The 16,704-nt window shown below is 66.9% G+C and carries 16 protein-coding genes; 12 read left to right on the top strand and 4 right to left on the bottom strand.

The genetic code is table 11. The features are described from left to right. Positions 1-120: 120 nt before the first annotated feature. From RT697_RS24340 to RT697_RS24330, 3 genes are all read right to left on the bottom strand, one after another. Positions 121-1,350, bottom strand: a complete 1,230-nt coding sequence (locus tag RT697_RS24340) for a CaiB/BaiF CoA-transferase family protein (RefSeq protein ID WP_313702260.1) — start codon at positions 1,348-1,350, stop codon at positions 121-123. A 177-nt stretch (positions 1,351-1,527) separates the two neighbouring features. Continuing rightward, positions 1,528-2,676, bottom strand: a complete 1,149-nt coding sequence (locus RT697_RS24335) for an acyl-CoA dehydrogenase family protein (RefSeq protein WP_313702259.1) — start codon at positions 2,674-2,676, stop codon at positions 1,528-1,530. Between the two features lie 52 nt (positions 2,677-2,728). Further along, complete coding sequence (locus RT697_RS24330) at positions 2,729-3,352, bottom strand: TetR/AcrR family transcriptional regulator (protein ID WP_313702258.1); 624 nt, start codon at positions 3,350-3,352, stop codon at positions 2,729-2,731. 154 nt (positions 3,353-3,506) lie between these two features. Between RT697_RS24330 and RT697_RS24325 the strand changes: the two genes are divergently transcribed. Together RT697_RS24325 and RT697_RS24320 are read left to right on the top strand one after the other, a co-directional pair. Next, positions 3,507-4,478, top strand: coding sequence for a nitronate monooxygenase family protein (locus RT697_RS24325; RefSeq protein WP_313702257.1), 972 nt, complete (start codon positions 3,507-3,509; stop codon positions 4,476-4,478). Next, positions 4,475-5,212 carry an enoyl-CoA hydratase-related protein gene (locus RT697_RS24320; protein WP_313702256.1) on the top strand — a complete coding sequence of 246 codons (738 nt, stop codon included), beginning with the start codon at positions 4,475-4,477 and terminating at the stop codon, positions 5,210-5,212. The genes RT697_RS24325 and RT697_RS24320 overlap by 4 nt, the downstream gene beginning before the upstream one ends. 4 nt (positions 5,213-5,216) lie before the next feature. Here the strand turns inward: RT697_RS24320 and RT697_RS24315 are convergent, their stop codons facing one another. Beyond that, positions 5,217-6,050, bottom strand: a complete 834-nt coding sequence (locus tag RT697_RS24315) for an enoyl-CoA hydratase/isomerase family protein (protein ID WP_175125116.1) — start codon at positions 6,048-6,050, stop codon at positions 5,217-5,219. 117 nt (positions 6,051-6,167) lie between these two features. Between RT697_RS24315 and RT697_RS24310 the strand changes: the two genes are divergently transcribed. From RT697_RS24310 to RT697_RS24265, 10 genes are all read left to right on the top strand, one after another. Then, positions 6,168-7,016 carry an NAD(P)H-hydrate dehydratase gene (locus RT697_RS24310; RefSeq protein WP_313702255.1) on the top strand — a complete coding sequence of 283 codons (849 nt, stop codon included), beginning with the start codon at positions 6,168-6,170 and terminating at the stop codon, positions 7,014-7,016. 121 nt (positions 7,017-7,137) lie between these two features. Then, complete coding sequence (locus tag RT697_RS24305; RefSeq protein WP_008161006.1) at positions 7,138-7,371, top strand: hypothetical protein; 234 nt, start codon at positions 7,138-7,140, stop codon at positions 7,369-7,371. A gap of 375 nt (positions 7,372-7,746) precedes the next feature. Beyond that, positions 7,747-9,360 (top strand): ABC transporter substrate-binding protein, encoded by a 1,614-nt coding sequence (locus tag RT697_RS24300; RefSeq protein ID WP_313702254.1) that lies wholly within the window; start codon positions 7,747-7,749, stop codon positions 9,358-9,360. Between the two features lie 133 nt (positions 9,361-9,493). Then, entirely contained in the window at positions 9,494-10,477 is a 984-nt protein-coding gene (locus tag RT697_RS24295) for a succinylglutamate desuccinylase/aspartoacylase family protein (protein WP_313702253.1), read from the top strand. Positions 10,478-10,536: 59 nt separating this feature from the next. Continuing rightward, on the top strand, positions 10,537-11,514 hold the full coding sequence (locus RT697_RS24290) for an ABC transporter permease (RefSeq protein ID WP_313702252.1): 978 nt from the start codon (positions 10,537-10,539) through the stop codon (positions 11,512-11,514). Between the two features lie 6 nt (positions 11,515-11,520). After that, on the top strand, positions 11,521-12,441 hold the full coding sequence (locus RT697_RS24285; RefSeq protein ID WP_313702251.1) for an ABC transporter permease: 921 nt from the start codon (positions 11,521-11,523) through the stop codon (positions 12,439-12,441). Further along, positions 12,438-13,415, top strand: a complete 978-nt coding sequence (locus RT697_RS24280) for an ABC transporter ATP-binding protein (RefSeq protein WP_313702250.1) — start codon at positions 12,438-12,440, stop codon at positions 13,413-13,415. The genes RT697_RS24285 and RT697_RS24280 overlap by 4 nt, the downstream gene beginning before the upstream one ends. 3 nt (positions 13,416-13,418) lie before the next feature. Then, positions 13,419-14,429: an oligopeptide/dipeptide ABC transporter ATP-binding protein gene (locus RT697_RS24275; protein ID WP_313702249.1), complete on the top strand. Its 1,011-nt coding sequence runs from the start codon at positions 13,419-13,421 to the stop codon at positions 14,427-14,429. After that, positions 14,429-15,334, top strand: a complete 906-nt coding sequence (locus tag RT697_RS24270) for an alpha/beta hydrolase (protein ID WP_313702248.1) — start codon at positions 14,429-14,431, stop codon at positions 15,332-15,334. Before RT697_RS24275 ends, RT697_RS24270 begins: the two co-directional genes overlap by 1 nt. A 33-nt stretch (positions 15,335-15,367) precedes the next feature. Further along, positions 15,368-16,498 carry a M20 family metallopeptidase gene (locus RT697_RS24265; protein WP_313702247.1) on the top strand — a complete coding sequence of 377 codons (1,131 nt, stop codon included), beginning with the start codon at positions 15,368-15,370 and terminating at the stop codon, positions 16,496-16,498. The last annotated feature ends 206 nt before the right edge of the window (positions 16,499-16,704 follow it).

Raw genomic sequence — 16,704 nt, 5'->3', positions numbered from 1 at the left:
CTACGACGCCGATGGTTTGAATCTCCGTCATCAACTCTCTCCTGCCTTTATTGGAATGGATATCGCGCCTGGCGCGGCGCGGCATGCGCGGTCGGCGGCGCGGGCCGCCCGGCGCGCGATTTACGCCCGGCTCTGCGCCAGCGCCTGGATTTCTTCGGCCGACAGCCCCAGTTTTTCGGTAAGCACCTGCTCGGTGTGCTCGCCCAGCATGGGCGGCGCGCGGCGGTATTCGACCGGGCTGCCGGAGAACTTGAGCGGGCTGGCGGCCACAGGCACGGTGCCGGCGGCCGGATGGGGCAGCTCGCGCTTCATGTTGCGGGCCAGGACGTGCGGGTCTTCGTAGACCTGGTCCAGCGTGTTGATGGGACCGGCCGGCACGCCCACGCCTTCCAGCGCGGCAAGCCAGTGGTCACGCTCGCCGGTGGCCATGCGCTCGGCCAGCAGGGGCACGAGTTCCTCGCGGTTCTTCACGCGCTGCGGGTTGGTGGCAAAACGCGGGTCGGCCGACAGCTCGGGCAGGCCGATCGCGCCGCAGTAATTGCGGAACTGGCTGTCGTTGCCCACCGCCACGATGAGGTGGCCGTCGCTGGCCGCAAACACCTGGTAGGGAACCAGGTTCTGGTGCGCGTTGCCGGCGCGGCGCGGGGCCGCGCCGGAGGTCATGAAGTTCAGATTCTGATTGGCCATCATGGCGACCTGGCAGTCCAGCAGCGCCATGTCGATGTGCTGGCCCAGGCCGCTGCGCGCGCGCTCGTGCAGCGCGGCCAGGATGCCGACGGTGGAATACATGCCGGTCATCAGGTCGGCCACGGCCACGCCGGCCTTTTGCGGACCGCCGCCGGGCAGGTCGTCGCGCTCGCCCGTGATGCTCATCAGGCCGCCCATGCCCTGGATCATGAAGTCATAACCGGGACGGCTGGCGTAGGGACCGGTCTGGCCGAAGCCGGTGATCGAGCAGTAGATCAGTCGCGGGTTCAGTTCCTTCAGGCTTTCGTAGTCCAGGCCGTATTTGGAAAGCCCGCCGACCTTGAAGTTTTCGACCAGGATGTCGCTCTGCAAGGCCAGTTCACGCACCAGCTCCGCGCCGCGAGGCGACGCGATATCCAGCGCCACCGACATCTTGTTGCGGTTGGCCGACAGGTAGTATGCGGCCTCGGTGGTGTCGTGGCCCGCTTCGTCCTTCAGGTACGGAGGGCCCCAGGCGCGCGTGTCGTCGCCCGAGCCGGGCCGTTCGATCTTGATCACCTCGGCGCCGAGGTCGGCCAGGTTCTGGGTGCACCAGGGACCCGCCAGCACGCGGGTCAGATCCAGCACGCGTATGCCGGTGAGGGGAGCGGGACGTTGCGACATCGGTAATCTTTTCGCTAGAAGGGAAATGAGAACTTCCGGCCCCGCGAGCAGGCGCCGGGCGGACTGGGATTCCGTCATGCCAGAAGGCGGCCCGCGGGGGCCGCCTTCCGATCAACATTCGTCAGACTGGATATTAGCCTCTGGAACGCGTTGGCCGGACTTCTGGCGGCGGAAAGATCAGGAATGCGCCTTGATGGTCTCGCGCGCGATGACCAGCTGCTGGATCTGCGAGGTGCCTTCGAAGATGCGGAACAGGCGCACGTCGCGGTAGAAGCGCTCGACCGCGTACTCGGACATGTAGCCCGCGCCGCCGTGGATCTGCACCGCGCGGTCGGCCACGCGGCCGACCATTTCGGTGGAGAAGAGCTTGCAGCAGGCGGCCTGCATGGTCGTGTTCTCGCCGCGGTCGCGCATGCGGGCGGCGTCCAGCACCATGCAGCGGGCCGCATACAGTTCAGCCTGGCTGTCGGCGATCATCGCCTGGATGAGCTGGAACTCGGCGATGGGCTGGCCGAACTGCTTGCGCTCGGTGGCGTACTGCACGGCGTCGCGCAGCAGGCGGTCGGCGATGCCCACGCACAGCGCGGAAATGTGCAGGCGGCCCTTGTCCAGCACGCGCATGGAGGTCCGGAAGCCGTTGCCTTCTTCCCCGCCCAGCAAGGCGCTGGCCGGCACGCGGCAGTTGTCGAACACGACGTCGCTGGTCAGCGCGCCGGCCTGGCCCATCTTCTTGTCCGGCTTGCCGATGATGAGGCCCGGCGTGCCGGCTTCGACCAGGAAGCACGAGATCGAATTGGCGCGGCGCTCGGGCGCGGTGCGCGCCATCACGGAGAACAGGCCGGCAATCGGCGCATTGGTGATGTAGCGCTTGGTGCCGTTCAGCACGTAGAAGTCGCCGTCGCGCTCGGCGGACACGCGCAGCGACATGGCGTCGGAACCGGCATCGGGCTCGGTCAGCGCGAAGGACCCGATGAGTTCGCCGCTGGCCAGCTTGGGCAGATAGTTGGCGCGCTGCTCGTCGGTGCCGGCCAGGACGATGGCCTGCGAGCCGATGCCGATGTTGGTGCCGGCCAGCGAGCGGAAGGCGGGCGAGGTCTGGCCCAATTCAAAGACCACGCGGACCTCTTCTTCCATCGTCAGGCCCAACCCGCCGAAGTCCGGCGAGATGGACAGGCCGAACAGGCCCAGCTCGCGCATTTCATTGACGATGTCCGGCGGCACTTCGCCGCTGGCGGCCAGTTCGTCCTCGGCGGGAATCAGGCGTTCGTGGACGAAGCGGCGGACGGCGTCGATCAGGAGGTTCAGGGTTTCGGTGTCGAGGGCCATGATGGAGGTCTCTTTAAGCGGATATGGGTCAGGAATGGGTGTGGCGGCCGGCTCAGGCGCGCATGCCGCCCAGCAGCAGATCGAAATAGCCGTCGGCGATGGATTCGGCGCTGTCGCCCTGGCCGGGCTTGTACCAACGCACCATCCAGTTCAGCATCGACAGCACCGCTCGGCCGGTGGCGGCGACGTCCAGCGGGCGGAATGCGCCTTCGGCGACGCCCTGCGAGATCACCTCGCGCAGCTGCTTCTCGTAGCTGTCGCGCAGGCGGGCGGCGTCTTCACGTTCGGACAGCGCCATGCCGGAATAGCCGATCAGCATGGTCACGAACTGGGCGTGGTGCTGCTCGAAGTAGCGCGCATGTCCCACCATGAAGGCTCGCAGGCGGGCCGCGCCGCCCTCGGCGCCGGCCACGTCGCGGCCGACGGTCTGCGTCAGGCCTTCCAGCACCTGGAGGATGATGGCGTCGTAGATGTCCTGCTTGGTGGGGTAATAGTGATAGATGGCCGCCTTGGACACGCCGATGGCGCCGGCCAGGTCGGAAATGGAGCTGCCGTCGTAACCGCTGCGCGCGAACAGCTTGGCGGCTTCTTCCAGAATGCGTTCGCGCGGGGCGGCCAGCGTGGGCGGCCGGCCGGCGCGGGCACGTTTCTGAACGGGTTGGGGAGTGATGCCCATGGACGCCTTTGGCAGGGGCCGCGCGGGGCCGGAGGGTTCTGGCGAACCGCAATTGACAGCCGTTCCGCGCTTGCCGTTAAATAAAGATTAATTAATTACCGGACGGTCGGTAGGTAATTAATATACCCCAAAACCTACAACGAGACGACGCCCCATGCCCCATCCCCTCGTGACTGATTTGTATGGCCAGATGTCCCTGCCGGTCATCAGCGCCCCGATGTTCATCGTGTCCAATCCCAAGCTGGTCATCGCGCAGTCCACGAGCGGCATCGTGGGATCGTTTCCCGCGTTGAATGCACGTCCGCAGACGCTCCTGACCGACTGGCTCGACGAAGTCCAGGCCGGTCTGGCGTCTTACCGCGAGGCCAATCCCGGCGCCCGCGTCGCGCCGTTCGCCGTCAACCAGATCATCCACCAGTCCAACGACCGGCTGGAACAGGACCTGGCCGTGTGCGCCAGCCACCGCGTGCCGCTCATCATCACCAGCCTGCGCGCCCCCGGCGACCTGGTGAAGGGCGTGCACGACTGGGGCGGCAAGGTTTTCCATGACGTGACGACGATCCGCCACGCCGAAAAGGCGCTGGAAGCGGGCGTGGACGGGCTGATCCTGGTGTGCGCGGGCGCGGGCGGTCATGCCGGCACGCTCAGCCCCTTCGCGCTGATTTCCGAGGTGCGCCGCTTCTATGACGGTCCCCTGATCCTGTCGGGCGCCATCACCTCGGGCGCGCACGTCCTGGCCGCGCAGGCCATGGGCGCGGACTTCGCCTACATGGGTACGCGCTTCATCGCCAGCGAAGAGGCCAACGCCAGCGACGGTTACAAGGCCGCGATCGTCGAGGCCAGCGCGTCGGACATCCTGTACACGCCGTTCTTCACCGGCATTCCGGGCAACTATCTGAAGGCCAGCATTGCCGCCGCCGGCCTGGATCCGGCCAACCTGCCCGCGCCGGACACCGGCGCATCCAATTTCGGGACCACTCGCGTCAAGCCCTGGAAGGACATCTGGGGCGCCGGCCAGGGCGTGGGGGGCATCGCCAGCGTCGAACCGACCCGCAAGATCGTCGACACGCTGCGGCATGAATACGCTGAGGCAAAAGCTCGGCTGGCCGCGGGACCGCACGCATGAGCGCCGGCCTGAAGGTGGCGCGCAACGGCGCCGTCCTCACGCTGACCATCGACCGCCAGGACCGCCGCAATGCGCTGGACACCGCCACGTATGCCGCGTTGACCGAGCAGATCTCCCTGGCAAGCGCGGACGTGACGGTATCGGCGGTCATCCTGACGGGCGCCGGCGAACATTTCACGGCGGGCAACGACCTGCGCGACTTCCAGGCCGAACGCGGGACGGGCGATAGCGCCGGCCTGACCTTTTTGCGCGCGCTGACGACGGCGGACGTGCCGGTCATCGCCGCGGTCGAGGGCTACGCCATCGGCATCGGCGTGACGCTGCTGCAGCATTGCGATTTTGTCCACATCGGGGAAGGCGCGACCCTGCGCATGCCGTTCGTTGCGCTGGGCCTCTGCCCGGAAGGCGCATCCAGCCTGCTGATGCCGCGGCTGGTGGGACGTCGGGCGGCCCAGTGGCTGATGCAGGGCAAGGCGTTTTCCGCGCAGGAGGCGGTGGAAGCGGGCCTGGCCACGTCCGTCACGCCCAAGGGCGAGGCGCTGGCCGCGGCCCAGGCCACCGCCGCCGACCTGGCGCGCCAGCCGCCGGCCGCCCTGCGCCTGACCAAGGCCATGATGAAGCGGGCGGACCGCCAGGCCATCCAGGAGACCCTGGACTACGAAGCCCAGCAGTTCCGCGCCCGCCTGCAGACCGAAGAGGCGCAGGCGGCGTTCGCCAGGTTCTTCAAGAAATAACGCGTCAGAACGGCGAATCGGGCCGGAAGTTCGGCGCCCGGCGTTCGCGCAGGGAATTGATGCCCTCGCGCACGTCCGGGCCGCCAAAGCCCATGAATTCCAGCGCCAGCGACGTGTCGAAGGTCGGTCCGGCCATGCGCAGCCAGTTGTTCAGCGAATACTTGGTCCAGCGGATCGCCGTCTGCGACCCGGCCGCCAGCTTGTTGGCCACCTCGAACGCCTTGCCGATCAGCTCGGCCTCGTCCACGCACAGCGACACCAGGCCGATGCGTTCGGCCTCCTCGCCCGACACCGTCTCGCACAGCATCAGGTAGTACTTGGCCTTGGCCATGCCGCACAGCAGCGGCCAAACGATGGCGGCGTGGTCGCCCGCCGTCACGCCCAGGCGGGTGTGGCCGTCGATGATGCGGGCGTCGCGCGCCGCGATCGAGATGTCGGCCAGCAGACCGGCCACCAGCCCCGCCCCCACCGCCGCGCCATGCATGGCGGACACGATCGGCTTGCTGCAATTGATGATGTTGTAGACCAGGTCGCGCGCCTCGCGCCAGACGCGGGTGCGCACGTCGAAGTCGTCCGCCATCTGCTGCACCAGATCCAGGTCGCCGCCGCCGGAGAAGCCCTTGCCCTCACCTCGGATCACCACGACCCGCGTGTCCGGATCGGTGTCGATGTCGCGCCAGATGTCGGCCAGCTCCCGGTGCATCCGGTCGTCGGCCGTGGACAGCTTGCCCGGCACGCCGCCCTTGGCGCCCATGATCAGTTCCAGCACGCCGCCCGGGTGGCGGCGCAGCTTCAGGGATTCGTAGGCCGAATAGTGTTCCAGCGTGATGTCGGTCATTGTCTGCTCCGGGTCGTCTCTTGGTTGTTGGCGCCCGCCCCAAGGCGGCCGCGTTTTTGCGCACTATAGTGGATACGGCCGACCCGCCATGACGATTTCCCCCCGGAGCCTCACCCCATGAACACCCCCGCCGTCCCCATTGACCGCGCCGCGCTGCCCGCCCTGTTCGCCCCCCGCGCAGACGACTCGCACAAAGGCAGCTTTGGCACCCTGGGCGTGGTGGGTGGCGGTCCCGGCATGACCGGCGCCGCCCTGCTAGCCGCCCGCGCCGCCCTGAAGACCGGCGCCGGCAAGGTGCTGGTGGGTTTCGTGCAGGAAACGCTGCCCCTGCCTTGCGACCCGTTGCAACCCGAACTGATGCTGCGCGATTTCCGTTCGCTGCTGGAAGAAGACTGGGGCGTCACCGCCTGGGTCGCCGGCTGCGGGATCGGCACGGGCGCGCTGGCCGCCAACGCCCTGTCGGAACTGTTCGTCTTGCGGCGGCACGCGCCGCTGGTCCTGGACGCCGACGGCCTGAATCTGCTCGCCCGCGGTGAAATCCGTCCCACGTGGGGCGCCGGCCCCGTCGTGCTGACCCCGCATCCGGCGGAAGCCGCCCGCCTGCTGGGCGTCGGCACGGACACCATCCAGCGCGACCGCCCCGGCGCCGCCCGGCAACTGGCGCAGCGCTTCCAGGCTTGGGTGGTGCTCAAGGGCGCCGGCACCGTGGTCTGCGCCCCGGACGGCGGCCTGCACGTCAACACCACCGGCAACCCGGGTCTCGCCACCGCCGGAACCGGGGACGTATTGGCCGGCATGCTGGGCGCGCTGATCGCCCAGAAGTTGCCACTTGACCAGGCCGTGCTCGGCGCCGTCTGGCTGCACGGCGCCGCTGCCGATGCGCTGGTCGCCGAGGGGATCGGCCCCATCGGCCTGACCGCCGGCGAGCTTGCCGACGCCGCCCGAGCCCTGCGCAACAAGGGCTAAGTCCATGTCACGCAAACATTTTTACAACATACTAGGGTTTTCCCTAAAAAGAGCATTGCTATTGTTCTAGGGTTATCCCTATAATGGTTTACCCCATGACGAAACGGACTGGAGCCAAACCATGAGCGAACTGACCCTGAACAACACTGCCCGCCTGACCGACGCGCTGGAGCGTGACCTGCTCCGCGGCGCTCTCGAAAACCAACCGAATTCTCACCCGCTGACCAGCCTGAAGAAGGCTGGCCAATCCGTAGCAGCCGCTGTTGCCGCCGTCTTTGCCTTCATCGACGAAGTGAACGAATCGATGAACAAGGCTCGCGCCGCCAGCTCGCGCTTCTCCGGATCGCAGTGGTAATAACAGCCGCGCCAGGCTGAATCGCGATCGATCTCCCGCGAATCAGCCTGGCGCGCTGCCGTTGCAGCGCCCGCCTGGCCCTCCCCAGGCGCCCGCCGCAACGTTTCGGCGCCGTTCCCTCGTCGGCGCCATCGCGTCGCGCAGGGCTCCAAGAGGAGCCGCGCGACGCCCTCTCTCCCTTCCCCTCTCGGCGTTTTCCCTAGCGCCCCGATCGCCGCTGCGCATTGACAGCGCGCGAACCCCCTACCGATAATCGGCCCCTTGCCGTCGTGCCCTGGCGACAATTCCCCGCAAGCCCCCTGGCCGACGCAGTCGTCCCCTGGCGCGCGTGGCCGCCTGCACGATCCGGTTCGTTCCCCATCCGGAGTTGTCACCATGAAGTTGCGCACCACCCTGGCCCTTGTGGCCGCCGCCATTCCCCTGGCAGCCGCCCAAGCCCAGACGCTGAAGATCGGCCTGTCGGCCGAACCGACCTCGGCGGACCCCCACTATCACAAGATGACGCAGAACGACGCGTTCTCCGCGCACGTCTACAACTCGCTGGTGGGCCGCAGCGCCGACATGAAGCTGGTTCCCCAGCTTGCGACTTCCTGGAAGACCCTGGACGACCTGACCTGGGAATTCAAGCTGCGCGACGACGTCAAGTTCTCGAACGGCAAGCCGTTCACGTCCGAAGACGTGCTGTTCACGATCTGCCGGACGCTGAACAACGAAACCAACGTGTCGCAGTCCTACATGGACATGACCAAGCGCATCACCGACGTCCAGACGCCGGACGCACACACCGTCATCATCAAGACCGGTGAACCCTTCCCCCTGATGCCGGCCGAACTGGCCCGCTCGCTGCCGATCATCTGGAACGGCATCGTCGAACACGGCAAGCTCACGTACGACCCCAAGAAGGGTTGCGGCGTGACGGGCGCCTGGCCCACGGTGGTCGACTTCAACAACGGCAAGGACGCCATCGGCACCGGCCCCTACATGCTGAAGTCCTACGTCAAGGGCACCGGCATCGAGCTGGTCCGCAACGAGAACTACTGGGGCGAGAAGCCGCACTGGAAGGAAGTGAAGTTCGTGCCGGTGCCGTCCGCCGGCCCGCGCCTGACCGGCCTGCTGTCCGGCGACTTCGACATGATCGAAAACCCCGCCGCGCGTGACCTGCCGCGCCTGAAGGACAACCCGAAGTTCGGCTTCGTGGCCACGCCGTCCACCCGCCTGGTGTTCTTCCAGCCGGACGTGGGCCGCAACCCGAGCCCGTTCGTCAAGAGCGCCGACGGCAAGAACCCGCTGCAGGATCTGCGCGTCCGCAAGGCCATCAACATGGCCATCGACCGCAAGACCATCACCGCCCGCATCATGGACGGCATGGCGACCCCGGCCTTCCAGTTCATGCCCGACGGCATGTTCGGCGCGCTGCCCAAGGCCCCGGAAATCAAGTACGACCCGGAAGGCGCCAAGAAGCTGCTGGCCGAAGCCGGCTACCCGAACGGCTTTGAACTGACGCTGTCGTCCACCAACGACCGTTACGTCAACGACGGCCAGGTTGCCCAGGCCGTGGCCCAGTACCTGGCCCGCGTCGGCATCAAGACCAACGTGGACGCGATGACCGCCTCCATCTACTTCCCCAAGCGCGCCAAGCGCGAGTTCAGCTTCTCGATGGGCGGCTGGCCGGCGGAAACGGGTGAAGCGTCGGCGCTGTTCCAGCTGTGGGTCGCCTCCCTGGATTCCCCCGCCAGCCTGGGCACTAGCAACTACGGCGGCTTCTCGAATGCCGACTTCGACAAGGTCTACAAGCAGGCCATCGTGACGGTCGACCCCGCCAAGCGCGAAAAGCTGCTGCAGGAATCCACCCAGATCGCCCTGGACAACGTGCCGCTGATCCCGCTGCACTTCGAAAGCAGCATCTGGGCGTACCGCAAGGGCATCTCGTACGAAGGCCGCCGCGACCAGTACACCCTGGCCACCTCGGTCAAGCCCGACGCCAAGTGAGCCGGCAGGGCTGAGTAAAGAAGAAACGGCTGCCTCGTGCAGCCGTTTTGCCTTGTGGCGGCGCAAATGCGCCCCGCTTTGCCCGAGTCCCCCGCCCCATCCCCTACAATCGTCTCGCTTCATCGGAACCGCCATGCCCACGTCTTTGCCCCCGTCTTCGTCCGCCCCTGCCCCCCGTCCTTTCCTGTTGGCCTGTCCGGACTTGTCGGCCGAGCGCGTGGGCAACACCGACACGCCCGGCGTCTGGCATTTCGATTCCGGCGCGCCCGGCAAGCGGGTGATGCTGAGCGCGCTGATCCACGGCAACGAGCTGTGCGGCGCCTGGGCGCTGAAGGACCTGCTTGCCGCCGGCCTGCGCCCGCGCCGCGGCACGCTGACGCTGGCGTTCTGTAACCTGGCGGCCTTCGACCGCTTCGATTCCCGCAATTACGCCCCCGCGCGCTTCGTGGACGAAGACATGAACCGCGTCTGGAGCGATGACAAGCTGTCCGCGCCGATCTCGCAAGAGCGCCGCCGCGCCGCCGAGCTCCGCCCGTGGGTCGAACAAGCCGACTGGCTGCTCGACTTTCATTCGATGAGCAATTCCGACGTGCCGCTGCAGCTGACCGGCCTGGAACAGCGCAACATCGATCTCGCGCTGGCCCTGGGCAACCCCGCCACCATCATTGCCGACGCCGGCCATGCCGCCGGCGTGCGCATGCGCGATTTCGGCCGCTTTGGCGATGCCGGCGACAACGGCACGCGCTCTCTGCTGATTGAATGCGGTTTCCATGGCGCCCCCGAGGCCCGCGGCGTGGCCGCCGACCAGATGGCGCGCTTTCTGGTGGAGGCCGGCACGATGGACCGCAGCGACATCCCCGCCAACTGGTTCGCGCCCGGCGCGCCGCTGCAGCGCGCGCTGCGCGTCACGCACGCCGTCGCCGCCAAAAGCGCCGATTTCCGCTTTGCCGAACCCTGGAAGGGCCTGGAGATGCTGCCCCAAGCGGGCACCGTCATCGGCTGGTCGGAAGGCGAACCCGTCACCACCCCGTACGACAACTGCGTGCTCATCATGCCGTCCACCGCAAACCTGCGGCCCGGCGTCACCGTCGTGCGCCTGGCGCAGCCGATCGCCTAGCGACGGCCTGCCCACCCCCGGCTTTTCCCCAACCCTGAGCCCACCAAGGAAATCATCTCGTGGCCTTGTTCATCCTACGCAGACTGATACAGAGTCTGTTCGTGCTGCTGGCCGTGTCGGTCGTGGTCTTCTTCGCGGTGTATGCCGTGGGCGACCCGATCGAACTGCTGGTCAGCCCTGAAGCCAGCCAGGCCGCGCGCGAGGCGATGATCGCCCGCCTGGGCCTGGACCTGCCCGTGTGGCAGCAGTACACAGGCTTCCTGTGGCGTGCGCTGCACGGCGACCTGGGCACGTCCTTCGTGCACGGCATTCCCGCGATCGAGCTGATCGTGCAGCGCATTCCGGCCACGTTCGAGCTCGTGATCGTCGCGATCATGCTGACCTGTGTGATCGGCATCCCGCTGGGCCTGGTCGCGGGCCTGTACCGCGATGAGTACGTGGGCCGCGGCATCATGGCCTCGTCCGTGCTGGGCTTTTCGCTGCCAAACTTCTGGCAAGGCATGATGCTGATCCTGCTGTTCGCCGTCTGGCTGGGCTGGCTGCCGGCCACCGGCCGCGGCGACACCGTGACCGTGCTGGGCGTGCGCCTGTCCATCCTGACCGCCGACGGCTGGTCGCACCTGATCATGCCGGCCATCAACCTGGCGCTCGCCAACATCGCGCTGGTGCTGCGCATGACGGCCTCGGGCGTGGTGGAAGCCCGCAGCCAGGACTACGTGAAGTTCGCGCGCGCCAAGGGCGTCAAGCCCAGCCGGATCGTGCGCCGCCACATCCTGCGCAACATCCTGATCCCCGTGGTCACGGTGATCGGCATGGAGTTCGGCACCCTGATCGCCTACTCGACCATCACCGAGACCGTGTTCGCGTGGCCCGGCATGGGCAAGCTGCTGATCGATAGCGTCTACCAGCTCGACCGCCCGGTCGTCGTTGCCTACGTGATGCTGGTCACGCTGATCTTCGTCGTCATCAACCTGGTTGTGGACATCCTGTACGCCGCGCTCGACCCGCGCGTGCAGCTCGTGGCCCCCGCTCAATAAACCGCCATGGCTAATACTCCGAATCCTGGCCGCACCCGCACCGTCCAGCCCCTGGCCGAGACGCCCCGGCGCGCCGCCATCCTGAAAAAACTGCACGCGCGCCCCACGGTGCGCGGCTCGGTCATCGCGCTGGCCGTGCTGATCATCCTGGTGGTCTTCGCGCCGTTCTTCGCGCCGCAAAATCCCTATGACCTGGCCAACCTGTCTCTCATGGACGGACGCCTGGCGCCGCGCCAGGCCCTGATGGACGGCAGCATCGCGTGGCTGGGCACCGACGATCAAGGGCGCGACATGCTGAGCGCCATCCTGTATGGCCTGCGGATCAGTCTGATGGTGGGCCTGTCCGCCGTCGTGCTGGCAACCGCCATCGGCGGCGCAATCGGCCTGGTGGCCGCCTACATCGGCGGTTGGGTCGACACCGTGCTGATGCGCATCGTCGACTTCATCCTGGGCTTTCCGACCATCCTCGTGGCGCTGGTGCTGCTGGTGGTGCTGGGGCGCGGGGTCGACAAGGTGATCCTGGCGCTTGTCCTTGTGCAATGGGGGCATTACGCGCGCATCATGCGCAGCCGCGCCCTGCAGGAACGCCGCAAGGAATACGTCGAGGCCGCCGCGAATCTGGGGTTCCCGGCGTGGCGCATCATGCTCTTTCACCTGCTGCCCAACTGCCTGGGTCCGGTGATGGTGTTCGCCACTATCCAGATCGCCACTGCAATCGCGCTGGAAGCGACGCTGTCGTTCCTGGGCGTGGGCGTGCCGATCACTGAACCGTCGCTGGGCCTGTTGATCTCCAACGGCTTCCAGTACCTGCTGTCGGGCGACTACTGGATCAGCCTGTTCCCGGGCATTGCGCTCCTGGTTCTCATCCTCTCCATCAACATCGTTGGCGATCGCCTGCGCGAAAGCCTGGACCCGCGTCGAGCATGAGCGACATTCTTCTTGATGTGCGCGGCCTGCGCACTGCATTCCATACCGAGGCCGGCGCGTGGCTGGCGGTCGACGGCGTCGACCTGACCGTGCGCCGTGGCGAGATCGTCGGCTTGGTCGGTGAATCCGGTTCGGGCAAGTCCGTTACGGGCTTTTCGTTGCTGGGCCTCATCGACCCGCCGGGCGAAGTCGTTGACGGCGAGGTCAAGTTCAAGGGCACGGACCTGCGCAAGCTGTCCGAAGAGCAGATGCGCCAGTTGCGCGGCAACCGCATCGCAATGATCTTCCAGGATCCGCTGATGACGCTGAACCCGGTGCTGCGCATCGGCGAGCAGATGATGGAAGCCATCCTGACGCACGAGGACGTGCCGCGCGCCCAGGCCGAGGAACGCTGCCGCGAAGCGCTGGCCATGGTGGGCATTCCATCGCCGGAAAAACGCCTGAAGAGCTATCCGCACGAGTTCTCGGGCGGCATGCGTCAGCGCGTGGCGATCGCCATCGCGATGCTGAACAAGCCGGACCTGATCATCTGCGACGAGCCGACCACGGCGCTGGACGTCACCATCCAGGGCCAGATCCTTTACCGCATGCAGCAGATCTGCCGCGAGCACAACACGGCGCTGATCTGGATCACCCACGATCTGGGCGTGGTGGCCGAACTGGCGGACCGCGTGGCCGTGATGTATGCCGGCCGCATCGTCGAAAGCGGCCCGGTCGAACAGGTGCTGGATGCGCCGCGTCACCCCTACACCAAGGGACTGCTGGACTCGATGCCCGGCGCCACGCAGCCGGGCGCGCGCCTGCACCAGATCAACGGCATGGCGCCAAGCCTGGCCGGCCGTCCGGCGGGCTGTGCGTTCCGGCCGCGCTGCATCAACGCGGTCACGCGCTGCACCGAGCAAGCCCCCTCCGTCACCACCGAAGGTCCGCGCAGCTATCGCTGTTACGTGCCGATCGCCCGCGAGGCACAGTAAGCAATGAGCCAAGCCGATACCCCCGTCATCGAGCTCAAGAACGTCCACAAACGCTTCGAGCAACGGCCTGACCTGGCCCAACGCATCCTCGCCCTGACCGGCCGCCCCATCGACCGCCGCACCGTGTACGCGGTGAACGGCGTGGACCTGTCCATCAAGCGCGGCGAAGTCGTGGGCCTGGTGGGCGAGTCCGGTTGCGGCAAGTCCACGCTGGGACGCGTCGTGGCCGGCCTGCACCGCCAGACCGAAGGCGAACTGCTGTACCAGGGCACGGACGCCAACCGCCTGCGCGGCGCCGACAAGCTGGCGTACACGCTGGGCGTGCAAATGATCTTCCAGGATCCACAGGCCTCGCTGAACCCGCGCCAGCGGCTGCGGCAGATCCTGGGCGAATCGCTGAAGGTCCACAAGCTGGCGCCCCCGGCCGAGATTCCCGCCCGCATCGACCAGGCGCTCACGGAAGTGGGCCTGGCCACCGAGTACCGCGATCGCTTTCCGCACCAGATCTCGGGCGGCCAGCGCCAGCGCATCGGCATCGCCCGCGCGCTGATGGTGGCGCCCAAGTTCCTGGTCTGTGACGAGCCGGTGGCCGCGCTGGACGTGTCGATCCAGGCGCAGGTGATCAACCTGTTCATGGACCTGCGCGAACAGCACGGCTTCACGTACCTGTTCATCAGCCATGATCTGGGCGTGGTCAAGCACATCTCGGATCGCGTCGCGATCATGTATCTGGGTAAGATCGTCGAGATCTCGACGTCTGCCGAAATCTTTGCCCGCGCCAACCACCCGTACACGCAGGCCCTGATGGCCGAAGTGCCGGACGTGGCGCGCCGCGGCCGCAAGTTCACGCCGATCAAGGGCGAGATTCCGTCGCCGCTGAATCCGCCGTCCGGCTGCACCTTCAATCCCCGTTGTCCCCACGCGATGCCGCGCTGCCGTGAAGTGGCGCCGGCCCTGAAAGAAATCTCGGCGGGCCACTGGTCGGCCTGCCACCTGAACGAAGCGAGCGCCTGATGAAACCTGCCGACATGTCCAACGTGGACCGCATCGCCATCGAAATGGGCCATGCGGGCCGCAACGCCATCCTGTACGTGGACGAGGACCGCAACTACGACCGTCCGTTCAAGCTGCAGACCTACCGCCCCTATGGCTACACGCCGGACTGCCCGGTGGTGATCGTGCAGCACGGCGTGCTGCGCAACGGCGACGAATACCGCGACTTCTGGGTCGAGGCGGCCGACAAGCACAAGCTGCTGATCGTGGCGCTGACGTTCTCGAACGAGATCTGGCCGGGCGTCGAAAGCTACAACAACGGCCGCGTGTTTTCGGCCGGCGGCAACCCGCGTCACATCGACGGCTGGACGTATGCGCTGGTGGGCAACGTCATCAAGGACATGATCGCCGGCGAGATCACCGACGGGCAGAACGTGTACCTGTTCGGCCACAGCGCGGGCGGCCAATTCGTCCACCGCCTGATGAGCAGCCAGCCGCACGCGCCCTTCAAGGCGGTGACGGCGGGCAATCCCGGGTGGTACACGCTGCCGACCTTTGACCATCCTTATCCGGAGGGCATGGACGGCGTGGGTCTGACCGAGGATCATCTGGTGAAGCTGCTGGCCTACCCGATGACGATCCTGGCAGGCGACAAGGACATCGAGACCAACGACCCCAACCTGCCGTCCGAACCCGCGGCAATGCGCCAGGGTCCGCACCGCTTCGCCCGCGCACAGAACTATTTCGAGTTCGGCCGCAAGGAAGCCGAGCGCCGCGGCGTGCCGTTCGGCTGGAAGCTGCAGGTGGTGCCCGGCATCGGCCACGACGGCCGCGCAATGTCGGCTGTCTGCGCGAGCCTGTGGTTCGACGGCAAGATGCCCGACGACGCCGAACTCGCCCGCCTGGCTGGCCAGCAGGTCGCCTGAATCCCTTTACCTTCGCTGAAACCCGATACCGCCATGTCCAATACCCAGAGCACTGAACAGATCGTCGCCGGCATCCAAAGCTGGCTGAAATGCGAATCGCCGTCGAACTTCCCGGAAGGCATCGCCGCGATGGCGCGCATCATCGCCGACTACGCGGCCGCCGCCGGCCTGACGGTTGAGCTGTCGTCGCTGGGCCCCACGACGGGGCCACTGCTGTACGCGACCAACCGCGCACCTGGCGATACGCGTCCCGGCATCCTGATCCTGGCGCACATGGACACGGTGCACCCGGTGGGCACGCTGCTGGAGAACCCGGTGCGTATCGACGGCGACCGTCTCTACGGCCCGGGCAGCTATGACATGAAGGCGGGCATCTATCTGGCGCTGACGGCCCTGGCTGGCGTGGCACGTCCGGGTGCGACGCAACTGCCGGTGGACTTCCTGGTGGTGCCCGATGAAGAAACCGGCAGCCATGCCTCGCGAGCACACATCGAGCGCTTCGCCGCCAATGCCAAATACGCGCTGGTCTGCGAACCGGCCCGTCCCAACGGCGGCAAGTGCGTGACGGCTCGCAAGGGCACGGGCATGCTGAACCTGAACGTCAAGGGCCGCCCGGCGCACGCAGGCATGCAACACGAGAAGGGCCGCAGCGCGATCCGCGAAATGGCGCATCAGGTGCTGGCGCTGGAAGCGATGACCGACTACGACCGCGGCATCACGGTCAGCGTGGGCACGATCGCGGGCGGCACGGTCACCAACACGGTCCCGGCGCTGTGCCGCTGCGTGGTGGATTTCCGGGTGCCTGACATGGGAGCCGCGGAAGACGTGCTGCGCCGGATGCGTGAACTGTGCGCGGTGGGTCCGGACGTCGAACTCGACATCGACGTCGAACTGAACCGTCCGCCGATGGTGAAGACTGACGCGGCGGCTGCGTTGCTGGCGTTGGTGCAGGGATTTGCGGATCGCGCGGGCTTTTTGCTCGAAGATGCGCCGATGACGGGTGGCGGCAGCGATGCCAACTTCACGTCGGCAATGGGTATTCCGACGCTGGACGGGTTGGGAGCGGATGGTGATGGAGCGCATACGCTGAATGAGTATGTGCTGGTGTCTACGTTGGAGCAGCGGTTGAAGTTTTGGGAATTGCTGCTGCGGGATTTGGCTTAAGGGCTTGTCTATCGCGTCCTTGTTGCGCGGTGAGTTGGTTCTTGAGGCGGCCGACACCGTGGCGGCCCGGGTTGGTTCTTAAGACGTCCGGCACGGTGGCGGCCCGGGTTGGTTCTTAAGACGTCCGGCACGGTGGCGGCCCGGGTTGGTTCTTAAGACGTCCGGCACGGTGGCGGCCCGGGGCGCGCGGGGCCACGATTGCGGTC

The sequence above is a fragment of the Achromobacter sp. genome (assembly GCF_032113835.1).
Taxonomy (GTDB): Bacteria; Pseudomonadota; Gammaproteobacteria; order Burkholderiales; family Burkholderiaceae_B; genus Achromobacter.
The sequence above is the reverse complement of the archived record's forward strand: the minus strand, read 5'-3'. Positions and strand labels throughout refer to the sequence as shown.